A 16462-nucleotide genomic window follows, 5' to 3' on the forward strand; every position below is an offset into this window, starting at 1 on the left:
ATTCTTCATTGTATCATAGTTTTATCAATAGATAATTTTATGAATTTGTGACAGATAAACAAAACGTCTGTTCTTATCTTAACAGACCTTTTGTTTTTCTTCAGCAATAAAAAATTCAGGGAGTTATTTTGAATCAAACAAAAAAACAGCCGGCATCATCTGTCGGCTGTTTTATGGTGAGACAGTGCTATAGCCACTGTAAATGGCTAAAGGAGATAATTCCTCTACTTGTGAACGGAATACCACTTCTTCTTTTGACATGGTGACAAGCTGCCAGGCTGAATATTTAGCCCAGAAGTCCTCCATCGCCATCACTTCCTCCGTACGTGTCTCCACTTGCTTGTCTCCATCTTCATAAATGGTTTCAAGCGTTACGGAAATGGTGTGTACTTCTTCTGCAAATACAGAGTGGTAAGTAAAACCATTTAGTAATAATACTGCAAAAGCTGCAAGAAGTACTTTTGATACAGGTTTTATCAATTCGAACACCTCCATAAAGGTAGTGTCCCTATGAACTCATTTGTTTATACATAAAAAGACAGCGTCGTTAAGACATTTTTGTCATTAACTCCTTTAGTATTTCCATGTTTTCATGTTCCCACTTTTCATCGTAGCCTATACGCAGACCCCGATCCACTCCTTGTGCAGCCCGGTACGCGGCTTTATCCTGTGACACATAAATCTCATAGTCATCTCCTGCATGATCTCTCACCACGTTATATACTTGCGTTTCAACATCTTTATCATTTGAGTGGGTGACTGCGGCCGCTATTTCCTTTTCATGAACGATCACTTTCACATACTCCACACCCTCTATTTTTTCCACAAGCTTGGTCAGCTGATCTGAAAACTCTCCCTGATGCATCTGTTCCCTTGCTCCTGAATTCTGCACCCATAAACCATCCAGTTCCTTAATGTCCCGGTCTTCATTCTGGTCAAACCGGTCATTTTCTCTCGAGAGTACAGCAGGTTCCTGATGAGGATCTGCTCCTTGATAATCTGAATAACACCCTGACATAATAAACATGAAAAACAATAGTCCTGCATATTTTTTCATTTAATTGCCCTCCATTTGTTTATGGATAGCTTTTGACAAAAAGACGAGCTTCATTCCTTTTGCTTCTGTCCAATTAATGCCGTTTATTGTATGTAAAAAGAAGACGAAGGGATCGTCTTCTTGAATGGAAAATCTATATTACTTTCCTTCATCTTGCTCTTCATAAAAACGTGGCATAGGCTGCATCATACCAGGATTCATTCCCGGCATACCGTAAGGCTCAAACCCCTGGCTGTTCATCATACCAGGACCTTGATTCATCATCCCCGGATTCATCCCCTGACCGTTCATCATCATTCCAGGATCCATTCCCTGACCATTCATCATGCCAGGATTCATTCCCTGGCCGTTCATCATCATGCCAGGCATCATACCGGGATCCATGCCTTGACCGTTCATCATGCCTTGTACCCCATTCTGTTCAGGCTGACCCATCGGAGGCATATTTCCCATTCCCATAAACGGCTGATTCATTCCTGGTCCATAGCCTCCCATTTGAGGGTGATTGCCATATGGCATCTGCTGCCCCCATGGGTTCATCTGGTGCATGTGGTGTGGATGATGCATTTGATTTCCGCAGCCGCATGGCTTTTTCATATGCTGACCCGCTCCTGCAGTCTGCTGAGGATTCCATTGAGGCATTTCCATGCAATCATGTGGATGCTGCATCATTTGCGTCCCCAGTACCTGAGGAGACTGCATCATTCCGTGATCACTATGCATTTCGTGATGTGGATGCGGCATCATCTGGGCACCTTGAACTTGCGGCATTCCCATCGGATGTGGAAACGGATAGTCAAATCCATCCCCCGGCATAATCGGCGTTACAGGCTGACAATCTTCCGGCATTTGCGGCATCCCTTGCTGTACTCCCTGTACGGCAGGCTTTTCTTTCATGTCTTTTTTCATTTCTTTTTTCACTTCTTTTTTCACTTCTTTTTTTGGTGAAGGGGCTTTTGGAAGCTCCGGTAAAGGCATATGAGGCATCGGCATTTGTATCGGCTGCTGATGGAACTGCGGCTGAGATTGGTGCAGCTGCAGGTTGTATGTTTGATGAATATCAATCTCCGGCTGCATCATAATTGGCTTTTGCTGCGGGATGGGCATCGGCATTGGCTGAAACTGCATTTTAGGTTTCTGTTCTACATAAGGATGCTCAACCACCGATTCTTTTACTACCGTTTCTTTTACCACTACTTCTTTCATGGCTTTACTGTTCGATGGCACTTTGATTTTCATGCCTGGCATTATCATATCCGGATTAGAAAGCTGCGTGTTCGCTGCTTTTAATTCTTCAAAAGAAACATTATATTTTTTGGCGATATTCCATAATGTATCTCCTTTTTGAACAACATGGATCTTCACACTATTCCCTCCTTTATGGATCATTCTTTATATCCTATGATTAACGCGGATATTTGCCACTTTTTTTATCTAACAAAAGGAAGCTTATGATACAATAACGACAAATAATATCGTGAAAGAGGTTGAAGAAATGCCAAGGGACAGAAAAATTAACGGGGATATTCGCAGACAAAAGATTTTAGATACATTAAAGAACACTCAATCCCCTATAACAGGAGGAGAGCTTGCTTCAGGAATGAATGTCAGCAGACAAGTGATTGTCAGCGATATTACGTTATTAAAAGCGAAGCAGGAGCCGATCCTTGCGACCAGTCAGGGCTACCTTTATATGCCTCAGCCGCAGACCGCAAAAATTACAAAAACCATCGTCTGCAGACATACTCCTGAGCAGTCGGAAAAAGAAATGCTGATGATTGTTGAGGGTGGTGCATCCATTCGGAATGTTTCAATCGAGCATCCGGTGTATGGAGATTTGACAGCTTCCATGATGCTTCATACTGTGACAGATGTGAAGAATTTTATGGAGAAAATTAATGCTACAGATGCCTCTTTTTTATCCCAGCTGACCGACGGGATTCATTTGCATGAAATTGAAGGAGAGTCTGAAGCCGTGCTCCAGAAAGTTGAAGACGCGCTGGATGAAGCAGGAATCCTGGTAAAAGATTAATAAGCAGCACAAAAAGCCGCCGTATCTCCTGCACTAAGGAATTCGGCGGCTTTTGTGCTTTTACGAGCTGTTTAATTAGGGGGAATGGAGTATTTTTGATAGCTTCCAAGCACTTTAACTGTGCAGCCAAGTGCTTCAAGTTCATCAATAGCGCCTTTCATCAATACTCCTTCCATTGCCTGTTCTACATCAATGATAAAAAAATAATTGCCCAGTCCCGTCTTAAGCGGCCGGGATTCTATTTTGCTTAGGTTTAAATGACGCCAGGAAAAAGCGGAAAGTACCTGATGCAGTTTCCCTGGTCTGTCATCAGAAGGCAGCGTCACCATAAGTGTTGATTTTTGAGAACCACCTTCAAGCGGAAGGCTGTCTGCTGATGGCTGCCTTGAAAGCACAACAAAACGAGTATGATTAAAGTGAAAATCATGTATGTTTTCTTCTACAATTGTTAGCCCGTATGTACGCGCAGCAAGCGCATTCCCAATCGCACCCACATTCTCATCCGGATATTCACTGACGTAGCGTGCGGCCGCTGCGGTTGAGGTGGAGGGCTCGAGCGTCCTGCCTCTAAATCGGTAATAAAGATACTTATGGCACTGTGCAAGTGCGTGGGAATGAGACATTATTTTACTGACGCTCTCCCACCTGGATTGATTTAACGGATGCACCATTAAATGCTGTTCAATAGGAGAAACCAATTCTGCTGTAATATGAACGTCCACATCATGGTAAAGATAATCCACTGTAATTGGGACAGATCCCTCCAGCGCATTTTCCAGCGGGACAACTGCTCTGTCAGCCTTAGAAGCAGTCAGGGCTTCCAGACAATCAGGGATTGTGTCGTAGGACGCAAGTTCGGCCTCTGCAAATGCTTTTTTTACTGCGTGGTGCGTAAAAGAAGCTTCAGGTCCTAAATATGCAACTTTCATCTGATCACCTCTTTTAAGGATGCTTAAGCACCTGACCCAAGCACTTCTACTTTTTCTACAAACTCAAGCCGCTTCAACCTCGACATCATTTCATCTAAAGAAACCGCCATATCTGTAACATTTAGTGATAACGTCACATTTGCTCTTCCCTGCAGCGGAATCGTCTGATGAATCGTTAAAATATTACACTGACAGGTAGCCACAACACCCAGGAGTTCCGACAAGGTGCCTGATCGATCCTCTAAATGAAAGAAGAGCGTGATGATTTGCTCCTTTACCACTGTATGAAAAGGAAAAACCGTATCACGATATTTATAAAAAGCACTTCGACTAAGATCGACTTGTCTCACCGCTTCCCAAACTGAATCGGCTTTCCCGCGCTCAAGCAGTTCTTTTGCATCGAGCGTTTTTTTCATGGCTTCAGGAAGAATATCTTCCCTGACGAGGTAAAACTTTTCATCCAGGACTTTTTTTGTCACCGTCTTCACTCCCATATATGTGTCAGTTATTAATCTACAAAATCAAATTCAAACTCAACAATCTTAACTGTATCCCCATTCTCAGCTCCGCGGTCGCGCAGTGCATCATCGATTCCCATTGCACGAAGCTGGCGGGCAAAACGGCGGATTGATTCTTCACGGCTGAAATCAGTCATTTTAAATAGACGTTCAATCGAATCACCTGTAATGACAAAACTGCCGTCAGGATCCCGTGAAATTTTAAACTCTTCCTGAACCCCGTCGTGTTTATATAAAACGCGATTAATAGTCTCATCCACCTCTGCCTCTTGCAGCGGGAATTCAGGTGTTTGTTCAATTAGATCTGCCACTGTGTATGTTAAATCCTTTAATCCCTGTCTGGAAATAGCGGAAATCGGAAACACTTTTACATCCGGCCCCACTTTTTCCTTGAAGATCTTCAGGTTTTCTTCAGATTCCGGCATATCCATTTTATTGGCGACAACCACTTGGGGACGCTCTGTTAAACGAAGATTATATTCCTTTAGTTCATTATTAATCGTTACGTAGTCCTCATACGGATCGCGTCCTTCAAGTGCGGACATATCCACCACATGAACAATTACGCGCGTCCGCTCAATATGACGGAGAAATTGATGTCCGAGTCCGACTCCTGTATGCGCTCCTTCAATCAAACCTGGAAGGTCGGCCATGACAAAGCTTCTGCCATCCTCTGTTTCCACCATGCCTAAATTCGGGGCAATTGTCGTAAAATGATACTCGGCAATTTTCGGCTTAGCCGATGACACAACTGAAAGAAGAGTGGATTTTCCTACACTTGGGAATCCAACCAGTCCAACGTCTGCCAAAAGCTTAAGTTCCATAATGACTTCGCGTTCCTGGCCAGGTTCCCCTTTTTCAGAAAGCTCAGGTGCCGGGTTTGCAGGTGTTGCAAAACGGGAATTCCCCCGGCCTCCCCGGCCTCCCTTCGCAATAATCGCCTGCTGGCCGTGCTCTGTTAAATCAGCGATGACTTCTCCGCTGGCTTCATCTTTAACCACCGTGCCGGGCGGAACTTTAACGATCATATGCTGAGCGCCGCGGCCATGCTGATTTTTTGACATGCCGTTTTCACCTTTAGGGGCTTTAAAGTGGCGCTGGTAACGAAAGTCCATTAAGGTTCTTAATCCTTCTTCTACTATAAAGACTACATTTGCGCCCTGTCCGCCGTCTCCGCCAGCAGGGCCGCCTTTTGGTACATATTTTTCCCGGCGGAATGCAACCATTCCATCCCCGCCGTCTCCACCTTTTACATAAATCTTGACCTGATCAACAAACATATGTGATCCTCCTTATTTCTTTAACGATCCTGGATTTCAGCCCAGCTGAATGAAGTCTGCACGATAAAAGAATCCTCTGAGCAGTCATTCCATTTTAATTGAGGCCCTTCTGATTCAGCAAGGGCAGAAGCAGGCAGAGAGTTCAATGGTCCACCTTCATACTCGAGTGTAATGATAAATGACGAACTGCCTTCATTCACTTGAAAAATCAAATATAATTCGTTCCCTGCACGGTCAGGGACCATTGATTCTATTTTGCCAACTGTGCTCTCTAACCATGAAAAAATAGGAGAATCCATCTCTTGGGGAATTTTCCCCTGATTTAATAGCTCAAATTTTAAACATAGATTAGAACGCCGCTTCCAATTGTAGGTTAACAGCCATTCACATAGCATGGGTGCTCCAAGCAAAGACAACTGTGCTTCCTGTCTTGCCTCAATGATAATTTCTTCAATAATTTCTTTTGCCCGATCAATATTTTCTAATTCCAGATTGCCCTTAATCATTTGCAAACGGTTCATCCAATCATGCCGACTGTGCTGAAGTAATTCAAGAGCATGAGTTGCATCCTTCATCAGCATCCCCCTACCATCACCAATTATCCTGTACTTAAGTATACCAAAACCTTGCCCGTACTTCTAAAAAAGTTGCCGCTTCCTGCTGTTAGAAGAATTCTTATCCTTTCAGTGATAAGCGTCCTTTTAGCAGCAGGAACCACCATCTGCCGGCATGGCAACTGTACAAAACTTTTAAGGATTTTCTCATCCTCTCAGCACGAAAGCCGCCGTCCAAGGCATTGAAGAAGATGAGCGGGAAGTGACAGCTGAGCTGAAAAAAAAGAAAACTCCAACCGAAGACGGCCAGAGTTTCTTATACCTTACGCTTCCTGAACTACAGGATATACGCTGACTTTTTTCTTATCGCGGCCTACACGCTCGTAGCGCACTACGCCGTCTGCTTTAGCGAAAAGAGTGTCATCGCCTCCGCGTCCTACGTTAGCTCCAGGATAAATCTTAGTTCCACGCTGACGGAAAAGGATAGAACCACCCGTAACGAACTGTCCATCCGCACGCTTAGCGCCTAGACGCTTTGAGATTGAATCACGACCGTTCTTAGTAGAACCTACTCCTTTTTTCGATGCGAAAAATTGAAGATCTAATCTTAACATTTACTCCACCTCCCACTTATTTGAAGGTTATTTTGATATATTGTCCATACTCACGTTCGATCGATTGCAGCGATACAATCATCCCTTCAAGCAGGAGCTGAACCCGCTCATCATCAGCCTTTTCGGTATCAGAAGGAAGATCTATCCGCAAATAGCCTCCTTCAGAGGACTGCTCAATGATTGGTTCTACGGCAGTAAGTGCATAAATTGCATTTACCGCTCCGAATGAAACAGCAGAAGCACCGGCACAAACCAGGTCCTTTCCCGACTCATCCCAATCAGCATGTCCATCCATCTGAAAAGCTTTTATACGGTTACCGTCGCGTTCTATGATCACTTGTATCATATCATCCAGCCTTATGCGTTGATTTTGCCAATCACAACTTTCGTGTATGGTTGACGATGTCCCAGTTTACGATGTTGGTTTTTCTTTGGCTTGTATTTGAAAACAGTGATCTTTTTAGCGCGACCCTGTTTTTCAACAGTACCTGTAACCGTTGCTCCATCCACTAATGGACTTCCAACTTTCACATCACTTCCGCCTACGAATAAAACCTTGTCAAACGTTACTTCTACACCAGCTTCTGCATTTAGCTTCTCGATGTAAACTTCTTGACCTTCAACAACTTTAATTTGCTTGCCGCCAGTTTCAATAATTGCGTACATTCTCTTGCACCTCCTTAAATCACTCAGACTCGCCATCTAACAGGTGATCTTTAAGATACTTAAACCTGTAATGCGCGGTTGTAGCACGGGTGCTACAAACAGTAACATATGAATGTTATCACAAAAGAATAGACCATGTCAACGTATTTTCAGCGTATTCCTCAATCATGAATACCGTTTAATCGAATAAGCAGGATGACTGTGAGAAACCTCTTTAAAATCGATTGAAAACCCCAGTAAGCCCTCTAACTCTTTTGCAAATGAACCTTCTTTCCCATTAAACGCAGCAATGATTTCTTTTGTTGCTTCCACTTCGACACCAACATCTATTTCTCTTCTTTTCTGAACCAGTTCCCGTTCCAATTGAAAAGCAAGAGATTCAGGTGAGAGCACTTTTCCTTTACCGCTGCATACAGGGCAGCGGACCGTTCTCAATTCGTCAATTGACGGTCTGGTCTTTTTGCGGGTAAGTAAAAATAAACTTAGCGGCGTGAATCCGATGGTTTCTACGTGCTTAAAGTCTGCAGCGGCCCGCTTTTCTATCAGCTTAGTCACAGAGTTCAAGTCTTCCTGGTCATTCATGTTAATAAAATCGATCGCGACGATGCCGCTGATATCCCGAAGCTGAAGCTGGTGCATGATTTCAAGAGCTGCCCGCTCATTTATTTTCCGAATCATGTCACGATTGTTTCCCGACCGGGCAAGCTTGCCTGAATTCACATCTACAACGGTCATAGCTTCAGTGCTTTCGATAACAATGGAAATCCCATCATTCAGCCATACAATTTTTTTTAATACCTTTTCGTCAATAGTATGTAACCCTTTTGAATGAAAAATATTTTCATCGCCTCTGTAATGCTCACATTGCCATTGCAGCGATGGGCTGGATAAAAGGGTTTCCTTAATGGCATGGTGCATCTCCGGATCGTCAACCCATATCGTTCCTTTTGAATGCTGCCCAATCAATTTTTCAATGCTGTCGTTAAAGGCAGACCGTTCAAAAACAGCTGTGGCTGAAGAATTGGATGTGTTCATTTTTTGTTCCCATTTTTTTATGGTTTTTCTTAGATCCTGTATTTCCTTTGCCAGGTCTTCGACGGTCATTTCCTCTGCTTCCGTACGGAAAATCAAGCCTTCATTTTGATCAAGTTGAGCACCTGCCCAAGCCGCCAGTTTTTGACGGGCAGAGCCGTTTTCAATTTTTTTAGAAATGGTTACATTTTCTCCATAAGGAAAATACACCATGCCTCTCCCTGTACATTCAATATTGCAGGTCAGCAGCGCTCCTTTAGTTTCGGATTCATCTTTACGAACCTGCACCATTAGTCTCTGACCCTGATGCAGTACGGCGTGAATGGGTTCTTTTTTAGCTGCCCATGGAATTTCCTGTAGAGAAAGATATCCGTTTTTACCCGTGTCAAAAGAAACAAACGCTGCGTTTAGGGAAGATTTTACAGAGTGCACAATCGCAGAGTATACATTCCCGACCTTCGATGGTTGATCAGGAGGGTATATCTCGTACCTCATTGCTTTATTTCCCTGTAAAAACAGCCATCTTTTCTCGCGCTCTCTGGCATTAATGATAATATGATTTTCCAAAGCTTCTTTTCTTCCTCTCAAATTAATCTGTTGATTGCAGTATAGCATGATTAATGCATGCAGCATATGCACCAACTGAAGAGGTTTATTTTTGAAGAAGCGACGCCAGCGTCCGCGACGGATTTCCATGTTTAAAATAATATTCAATAATGGAATGGTCCGGAATAAGACCGATTGTTTTTTGATTATTTTTTATAATAATCATGTCTCTTTGACCTTTTTTCAGTGCGTGCAATACCTGGCTGATCGGGTCCTGCATGGTGAGATGGATCATACGCGGCAGATGTGCAGGCGGGGCAGGCTTAGACAGCCGTTCAAGCCAGAATTGTCTTTCCAGCATATGCCGGTGCTTCCATTGTAAAAAGCAGCTAAACAACACGTAAACCAACACAAACACCCATTGAACCGTCAGTCCGAGGTAAAAGAATACAGTCAAGAATGTGACCAGTGTACCTAGTAAGCTGAGGAGGAGTGTTTCCTTCACTGCCTGCTTGTAGGAGGTGATTTTGGCAAGAAGCAAAAAAAGTATTCTTCCGCCATCAAGCGGCCAAATGGGAAGGATATTAAATAGAAGCAAAGCAAGATTAATTTGCTGAAAAAGTGCGTAGTATGTCCAGTCCTGAAAAAGCCAAAATGCTGCTGCTCCGATAAAAACATGCTGAATAGGACCAGCAGCCACGACAGCAAGCTCTTCAGCAAGCGGACGGTCCAGGATGCCTTCTACTTCCAGTTTCCCTCCAAAGGGCAGAAGCGAGATGGAAACGATCTTCCAGCGAAAACACCATGCAGCTGCTGCGTGGCCGCATTCATGAATCACGATAATCAGAAATAACAGGAAAAAAGAAATAAACTGACCGGTCACAAAAGAAATGCCGGCCAACGACCAGGTTAAAGGATGAATGGATAATTTGATCCTGACATTACTCCTCATTTTCTAAAAATAATTCAGACGGATCCAGGAAACCCTGCTTATCCCGAACTGAAAACATAAATCCCCCGCCCCCCACAACTTGTCCGATTATTTGTCCGCGCTGCACATGATCAAATGGACGAAATGAAGCAGGATCAATCCCTTCGTAAATTGTCTCTCGATCATCAGCATGCTGAATCACCATCATCCTTTCATTTTCAACAGCACCTATGTAAAGAACAATACCGGATTCTGTGGCGTACACATTTTCTCCCTTTCCTGCTGAAATCACAAGCTGATCGCCCTGCTTGGACATAGTTGAATCAGAAAAAGAAGAAACAGGGGCTGCATACAACAATTCAGAGCTGTAGACGGCTGATTGCGGCCCGGATTCTGAGTAGCCAAGATAGCCTCCCCACTTTTCCTGGAGTGAAGCAAAAGAAAAAGTAGTAGCAGCTAATGTAATAATTGGTTCCTTTACTTTGTCAGGAATTGATTGGGGATGGTCATGAATCCAAAGAGCAGCAGCAACAATCACAACTGACACGATGGACTTTACCAGCAGACGGTTCACAAACCAGTATGCCTGGTCTTGTGGAGAAGAAGAAGGCTCCTGCTTTTGCACTGGTACAGTTCTTCGCGGAGTAATTTTTCCGATTCTTCCCTTTCGTTTTTCAGCTGCCTGCATTTTGATCAATGATGGATGCCTCATCTTTTCACTCCTCTTGTTAAGCAGTTTCTTTACTCTAACCATATGGCGAAGAAAAGAAAAATATGAAAAAACTGACCCCCGCATCCTTGAGGGTCAGTTTAAGAAACCTTTTATAAAAGATAAATGATGATAATGGCTTTCCGCTCGTATTCATTCATTATTTTTTAGACATAAAACTAAATAACTTTTGAAAAAACGTTTTTTTCTCTTCTGTTAAAGACATTAGTGGAATCGATTCACCGAGAATCCGCCTCGCAATATTCCTGTAAGCTAAAGAAGCTTTATTATCAGGGTTCATTGCAATCGGCTCACCCTTATTCGAAGCTGTTATCACCTGGTCATCATCCACTACAATACCAAGAAGATCAATGGACAAATGCGTAGTAATTTCGTCGATATCAAGCATATCGCCCGATTCCATTAAGTGATTGCGGATCCGGTTAATGATCAGCATAGGAGGATCAATTTCCTCCTGTTCGAGCAATCCGACAATGCGGTCTGCGTCACGCACAGCAGAACGTTCAGGTGTAGTGACGACAATCGCCTTATTCGCACCTGCAATCGCATTTTTATAACCCTGCTCAATTCCTGCAGGACAATCAATCAGAATGTAGTCATAGTCCTGCTTCAACTGATCCACAAGTTCTCTCATTTGAGCCGGATCAACAGCTGACTTGTCACTCGTTTGAGCAGCCGGAAGCAGATATAAAAGATCATCAAAACGTTTATCTTTTACAAGCGCCTGATGGACTTTGCAGCGACCTTCAATTACATCCACCAAATCATAGATAATTCGGTTTTCAAGACCGAGAACCACATCCAGATTGCGCAGGCCGATATCTGTGTCAATCAAACATACTTTTTTTCCTTGCATCGCTATAGCGGTTCCAAGGTTTGCGGTAGTGGTCGTTTTTCCTACTCCGCCTTTTCCAGAGGTAATAACGATTGCATCGCCCACTTTACATTCCCCCTTTGTAATTCGTAATGGACGGACGTATATGCCTTAACACCTGAAGCCGATCCACTACGATTTGTTCTGTTTCGTCTATGTAGGCGCATTCCATTTCATGTGAATCATAATCATTTTTGTCCAAATCAGGCGCGCGGTTTAAATACTTGGATATTCTTAATTGGGACGGGAGCATTTGTGAAGCTGCGATAACAGCATCTTCATTTCCATAACATCCCGCGTGCGCAATTCCTTTTAACGTTCCAAGGATATAAATATTCCCGCCGGCTCTGATCATTCCTCCCGGGTTTACATCACCAATCAAAAGGAAGTCACCTTCCACATCGATTACCTGCCCGGAGCGGACGATTCCTGCAATTGTCGACATTTCGCGCTGACGGATAATTTGTTCAGCGAGATCCACCGTAATCACATTGCTTTGAATCTCGTCCACAATAAGACTTTTTTGGCTTTTTACAATTTCTCTTAATTCCTCTTGCTGGTCTTCAGTTAAAAAGCGGTTTCCTGCTTCAATTTTCACAGATATTACATGCTGATCGTCCATCGCCTTGTATTGTACAGCTAATTTTTCAATCAGCTCTTCTTTTAACAGGTCGTACCCGCAACGATCATCAAGTTTTAGAATGAAGCCGTCTTTTGTGCCTTTAATCATGACATTTTGCCGATTACCCATTTTTTCACCTCAATACCCTTGCATTCACTTACTTATTAGTCCTCCAAATGTGCATGCTGCAAATTGCCGATCCATGATTTTAAAGGATAAGCAAGCAGCAGCAAAAATAGAGAATTAAAAAGAAGTGTGGAATATAATCGCTGTGTCAGAAACGTCTTAAAGTCAATACCAGCAACCCCGATCAGCATATTAAACTGGTAAACGGCGCATTCCATAAGTGCAATAAGGAAAAGTCCGAGCAGTCCAACTACGATAAGGTTCTGATTAATGAATCTCAATATATATAAAGCTATATATACCAATAAAGGAAATAAAAACATATAAATACCGATAATACCAGTGAAAAATACATCGTATAAGAGCCCGAAGGTAAATCCATAAATATAAGCGGTTTTTGGCTTATAGTAGACACTAAGAAGAAGAATGAATAAGAACAAAAAGCGCGGAACGAGAAATCTGGTTTCGCCATACGCTTCAATGGGAGAAAATGTCGCAAAAATACTTTCACTGTAAAAAATAACAATGCCGAGAATCGGAAGAATTAAACGCGTCATTCTTCTTCCTCCTCATCCTGGCTGTCCTCTTCAATTTCATCTTGTCCTGCTGCTGTCCGTTCAATAACCATTACATGCTCAAGATCATACAGGCTAGAAGCCGGTTTCACATAAGCCGTTTGGGTGAGTCCGTATTCATCGGAGGACACTTCTGTAACTTCTCCGATCAGCAGGTCTTTAGGGAAGACACCCCCCAATCCGGATGTGATCACTTTTGATCCTACTTCAACTTCCTGATCAAACGGAATTTTCTTTACCATCAGCTCATCCCGCGAAAGATCAAAGCCTTCCACAAGTCCAAATACATTGGATTCCTCTGACTGAATTAAAGCAGAAACGCGGTTATTAGGATTTCTGGCACTTAAAAGTTCTACCGTTGAAGTAAACTGGCTTGTATCTTTTATTCTGCCGATCATTCCGCTTGCTGTCTGAACCGCCATATCTTTTTCAATTCCGTTAATCTGGCCTTTATCAATAATAATAGATTCCTGCCACTGATCAGGATTTCTTGCAATAACTGTTGCATTTACGACGTTAAAATCCCGTAAATTCTCTTCAATTTCAACAACTGCCCGCAGTTCTTCATTGTCACGGGTTAAGTCGGTTACCTGAGTTTGAAGAAGCACCAATTCTTCCAATCTCGCTTTGAGCGTTTGATTTTCAGAGTAGGTATTTGTCAGGTCCTGTACATTTTCGATAATGCCTTGCGTGAATCCGGCTGGCTTGGAAGCAATATTCTGTCCAAAACCTACGATGTCCTTTGCAAATTGCTCCGGCCAGGAAATTTTATCTCTTTCGCCTAAAGAAAAGCCAATTAGCGCAACCAGCAGAATAATACTAAGCAGGAGCACAATAAGCCGCTTGTTCATAAAAAATGGGGGCATGATTTAAAACACCTCAATTAAAGTAAACGCGATTATTTTTGCTTTTTAAAGTAATCAATATTGTCCAATGCTTTTCCTGTTCCGATTGCTACACAATCTAAAGGCTCTTCGGCAATATGCACAGGCATTTCTGTTTCCCTTGTAATCATCTCATCAAGCTTTCTGAGCAATGCTCCGCCGCCTGTCAGTACAATTCCACGATCCATAATATCAGCTGACAGCTCCGGAGGAGTTTTTTCAAGTGTGCTCTTCACTGAATCAATAATGGAAGTCACGGTATCTGACAAAGCCTGTGTAATCTCTGTTTCGGCAATTTGAATCGTCTTAGGAAGACCTGTCAGTAAATCACGGCCCCGGATATCCATTTCTCTTGGCTCATCTGACACAATAGCTGAACCAATCTCAATTTTAATCATTTCTGCTGTCCGCTCGCCAATCATTAAATTATACTGCTTTCTTATATAGGAGATAATTGAATCATCCATCTCATCCCCTGCCACGCGGATCGACTCGCTAGTAACGATGCCGCCGAGTGAAATAACAGCTACTTCTGTTGTCCCGCCCCCGATATCTACAACCATACTGCCGGTTGGTTCCCATACAGGAAGGTTAGCGCCTATGGCTGCAGCGAAAGGCTCTTCAATCGGAAACGCATCACGAGCTCCCGCCTGCCGGGCTGCATCAATAACGGCTCTTCGTTCAACCGAAGTGATTCCTGAAGGCACGCAGACCATAACATATGGCTTGCGTGAAGAAAACCCACTGTTTTTTAATGCCTGATTCATGTAATACTTCATCATGGTTGATGTCGTTTCAAAATCGGCGATTACGCCATCTTTCATCGGACGAAGCGCGACAATATTCCCCGGCGTTCTTCCGATCATGTTTCTCGCTTCATTTCCCACCGCAACAATATCTTTCGTATCCTGGCGTAAAGCCACAACGGACGGCTCGCGCACAACAATACCTTTTCCTTTTATGTAAACGAGTGTATTTGCTGTTCCTAAATCGATTCCAATATCTTTTGATCCAAACATGGAGTATCTCCCTTTCTAATTCCACTGCTAAAAAGTGCCTGACTTTATTCTAGCACTCTTGCAAAAACCATAGCTTTTATTATATATCACCCAACATTAAAATAACAGAGTTACATATACCCTTTTTCCTTTAAGCTGACATACTTCTTGTCTCCAATGATTAAATGGTCAAGCACTTCAATGCCTATCATCTTCCCGCACTCTACTAATCTTCTTGTTACATCAATGTCTTCCTTCGATGGCGCCGGGTCTCCACTCGGGTGATTATGTGCACAAACAATCGAGGCAGCTGAACGCCTGAATGCTTCTTTAAACACCTCTCTCGGATGAACAATGGAAGCATTAAGACTGCCAATAAAAATGGTTTGCTGATGCATCACCTGATTTTTCGTATTAAGATAAAGGCAGACAAAATGCTCCTGCTGCAAAAACCGCATATCGTTCATTAGAAAGTTCGCCCCGTCTTCAGGGGACCGAATCACGTAGCGGTCTTCAAAGGTCAGGTTGGAAATGCGCCTGCCGATTTCAATCGCTGCCATTACCTGGACAGCCTTGGCCTGACCGATTCCGCTGATTGTCATGATTTCTTCAAGAGACGCCTCTTTTAATAGACGTAAACCCTCGAACTGATGTAACAGACGATTTGAAAGATTTAAGACAGATTCTTTTCTTGTTCCTGTTCGGAGTAAAATAGCAATGAGCTCCTGATTGGATAAACTTTGGGGGCCTTGTGTGATGAGGCGTTCTCTGGGGCGGTCTTCTTCAGCAAAATCCCTAATCATTAAAGTTGTCTGAGGCTTTGTAATCAACAGGTTTCCTCCTTAAGATTCCAGGAAGAAAAGAAGCCGCATCAGCTTTGCAGAAAAACCGCGATCTCACGATGAAGTCTGGAAACAGGCAAGCCCATAACTGTGTAATAATCTCCATTTATATGCTTAACAAACAAAGCTCCTCCGCTTTGAATGCCATAGCCGCCTGCTTTATCATACGGATCAGTTGTTTTTGCGTAAGCAGTAATTTCTTCTTTGCTAAGCGGCCAAAACGTTACATCAACCCGTTCAGCGAATTCTGCTTTACGAAGCGGTGAAACGATACTGACGCCCGTCCAGACGGTATGAGTGTTTCCCGACAGCTCTTCAAGCATGCTGACTGCCTCTTTCTCATCCCTGGGTTTTCCAAGTATTTTTTCGCCCGCAACAATCGTATCGCAGCCAATCACAACCGACTGCGGGAATCGGCTGGCTACTTCCTCCGCCTTTCCTTTTGCCAGGCGGAGGACTGTTTTTTCAGGGTCTTCATCTGGTGAAAATGTTTCTTCATAGGAACTGGGGTGAACGGAAAATGTGAAGGGTAAATAGGAGAGAAGCTCTTTTCTTCTAGGTGAGGATGAAGCTAAAATAATTTGGGACATGAATGGCACCTCTTAACATGGAATTAAAATGGGAGATATGCTTATTGTAGCATATCCCCCAT

21 protein-coding genes and 1 other annotated feature are annotated in these 16462 nt (G+C 43.2%); of the genes, 1 reads left to right on the forward strand and 20 read right to left on the reverse strand.

Features of this window, described 5'->3' with window-relative positions:
• Positions 1-171: 171 nt before the first annotated feature.
• From P6709_RS04165 to safA, 3 genes are all read right to left on the reverse strand, one after another.
• A complete protein-coding gene (locus tag P6709_RS04165; protein ID WP_278239618.1) occupies positions 172-480 on the reverse strand; it encodes a BofC N-terminal domain-containing protein in 309 nt (102 codons plus the stop codon).
• Between the two features lie 67 nt (positions 481-547).
• Entirely contained in the window at positions 548-1057 is a 510-nt protein-coding gene (locus tag P6709_RS04170; protein WP_278239619.1) for a YhcN/YlaJ family sporulation lipoprotein, read from the reverse strand.
• Between the two features lie 138 nt (positions 1058-1195).
• A complete protein-coding gene (gene safA / locus P6709_RS04175; RefSeq protein ID WP_278239620.1) occupies positions 1196-2422 on the reverse strand; it encodes a SafA/ExsA family spore coat assembly protein in 1227 nt (408 codons plus the stop codon).
• A 130-nt stretch (positions 2423-2552) separates the two neighbouring features.
• Between safA and P6709_RS04180 the strand changes: the two genes are divergently transcribed.
• Positions 2553-3089 carry a transcription repressor NadR gene (locus P6709_RS04180; protein WP_278239621.1) on the forward strand — a complete coding sequence of 179 codons (537 nt, stop codon included), beginning with the start codon at positions 2553-2555 and terminating at the stop codon, positions 3087-3089.
• Positions 3090-3160: 71 nt separating this feature from the next.
• Here the strand turns inward: P6709_RS04180 and pheA are convergent, their stop codons facing one another.
• The 17 genes from pheA to P6709_RS04265 all read right to left on the reverse strand — a co-directional run bounded on the left by pheA (position 3161) and on the right by P6709_RS04265 (position 16400).
• Positions 3161-4018 (reverse strand): prephenate dehydratase, encoded by an 858-nt coding sequence (pheA, locus tag P6709_RS04185; RefSeq protein ID WP_278239622.1) that lies wholly within the window; start codon positions 4016-4018, stop codon positions 3161-3163.
• 23 nt (positions 4019-4041) lie between these two features.
• Positions 4042-4512 (reverse strand): ACT domain-containing protein, encoded by a 471-nt coding sequence (locus tag P6709_RS04190; RefSeq protein WP_426869411.1) that lies wholly within the window; start codon positions 4510-4512, stop codon positions 4042-4044.
• A gap of 14 nt (positions 4513-4526) precedes the next feature.
• Entirely contained in the window at positions 4527-5816 is a 1290-nt protein-coding gene (obgE, locus tag P6709_RS04195; RefSeq protein ID WP_278239624.1) for a GTPase ObgE, read from the reverse strand.
• Positions 5817-5836: 20 nt separating this feature from the next.
• A complete protein-coding gene (locus tag P6709_RS04200) occupies positions 5837-6391 on the reverse strand; it encodes a Spo0B domain-containing protein (RefSeq protein ID WP_278239625.1) in 555 nt (184 codons plus the stop codon).
• A 302-nt stretch (positions 6392-6693) separates the two neighbouring features.
• Positions 6694-6984: a 50S ribosomal protein L27 gene (gene rpmA, locus P6709_RS04205; protein ID WP_278239626.1), complete on the reverse strand. Its 291-nt coding sequence runs from the start codon at positions 6982-6984 to the stop codon at positions 6694-6696.
• Positions 6985-7000: 16 nt separating this feature from the next.
• Entirely contained in the window at positions 7001-7330 is a 330-nt protein-coding gene (locus tag P6709_RS04210; protein WP_278239627.1) for a ribosomal-processing cysteine protease Prp, read from the reverse strand.
• A gap of 11 nt (positions 7331-7341) precedes the next feature.
• The gene (gene rplU, locus P6709_RS04215; protein WP_278239628.1) at positions 7342-7650 is read right to left on the reverse strand and encodes a 50S ribosomal protein L21; all 309 of its coding nucleotides are present in this window, start codon (positions 7648-7650) and stop codon (positions 7342-7344) included.
• Between the two features lie 15 nt (positions 7651-7665).
• Positions 7666-7740 (reverse strand) — a sequence feature (ribosomal protein L21 leader region).
• Positions 7741-7815: 75 nt separating this feature from the next.
• The gene (locus P6709_RS04220) at positions 7816-9249 is read right to left on the reverse strand and encodes a ribonuclease E/G (protein ID WP_278239629.1); all 1434 of its coding nucleotides are present in this window, start codon (positions 9247-9249) and stop codon (positions 7816-7818) included.
• 85 nt (positions 9250-9334) lie between these two features.
• Positions 9335-10111, reverse strand: a complete 777-nt coding sequence (locus P6709_RS04225; protein ID WP_278239630.1) for a M50 family metallopeptidase — start codon at positions 10109-10111, stop codon at positions 9335-9337.
• Between the two features lie 58 nt (positions 10112-10169).
• A complete protein-coding gene (locus P6709_RS04230; RefSeq protein WP_278239631.1) occupies positions 10170-10871 on the reverse strand; it encodes a peptidoglycan DD-metalloendopeptidase family protein in 702 nt (233 codons plus the stop codon).
• 157 nt (positions 10872-11028) lie between these two features.
• A complete protein-coding gene (minD, locus tag P6709_RS04235; RefSeq protein WP_278239632.1) occupies positions 11029-11829 on the reverse strand; it encodes a septum site-determining protein MinD in 801 nt (266 codons plus the stop codon).
• A 1-nt stretch (position 11830) separates the two neighbouring features.
• Positions 11831-12514 carry a septum site-determining protein MinC gene (gene minC, locus P6709_RS04240; RefSeq protein ID WP_278239633.1) on the reverse strand — a complete coding sequence of 228 codons (684 nt, stop codon included), beginning with the start codon at positions 12512-12514 and terminating at the stop codon, positions 11831-11833.
• A gap of 35 nt (positions 12515-12549) precedes the next feature.
• Positions 12550-13068 carry a rod shape-determining protein MreD gene (gene mreD, locus P6709_RS04245; RefSeq protein WP_278239634.1) on the reverse strand — a complete coding sequence of 173 codons (519 nt, stop codon included), beginning with the start codon at positions 13066-13068 and terminating at the stop codon, positions 12550-12552.
• Entirely contained in the window at positions 13065-13952 is an 888-nt protein-coding gene (mreC, locus tag P6709_RS04250) for a rod shape-determining protein MreC (RefSeq protein WP_278239635.1), read from the reverse strand. The genes mreD and mreC overlap by 4 nt, the downstream gene beginning before the upstream one ends.
• A gap of 32 nt (positions 13953-13984) precedes the next feature.
• Positions 13985-14989 (reverse strand): rod shape-determining protein, encoded by a 1005-nt coding sequence (locus tag P6709_RS04255; RefSeq protein WP_278239636.1) that lies wholly within the window; start codon positions 14987-14989, stop codon positions 13985-13987.
• Positions 14990-15099: 110 nt separating this feature from the next.
• Positions 15100-15771, reverse strand: a complete 672-nt coding sequence (gene radC, locus P6709_RS04260; protein WP_278239797.1) for a RadC family protein — start codon at positions 15769-15771, stop codon at positions 15100-15102.
• 68 nt (positions 15772-15839) lie between these two features.
• A complete protein-coding gene (locus P6709_RS04265; RefSeq protein WP_278239637.1) occupies positions 15840-16400 on the reverse strand; it encodes a Maf family protein in 561 nt (186 codons plus the stop codon).
• Positions 16401-16462 lie beyond the last annotated feature (62 nt).

Origin of the sequence: Jeotgalibacillus sp. ET6 (assembly GCF_029667115.1) — a bacterium.
Classification (GTDB): domain Bacteria; phylum Bacillota; class Bacilli; order Bacillales; family Jeotgalibacillaceae; genus Jeotgalibacillus.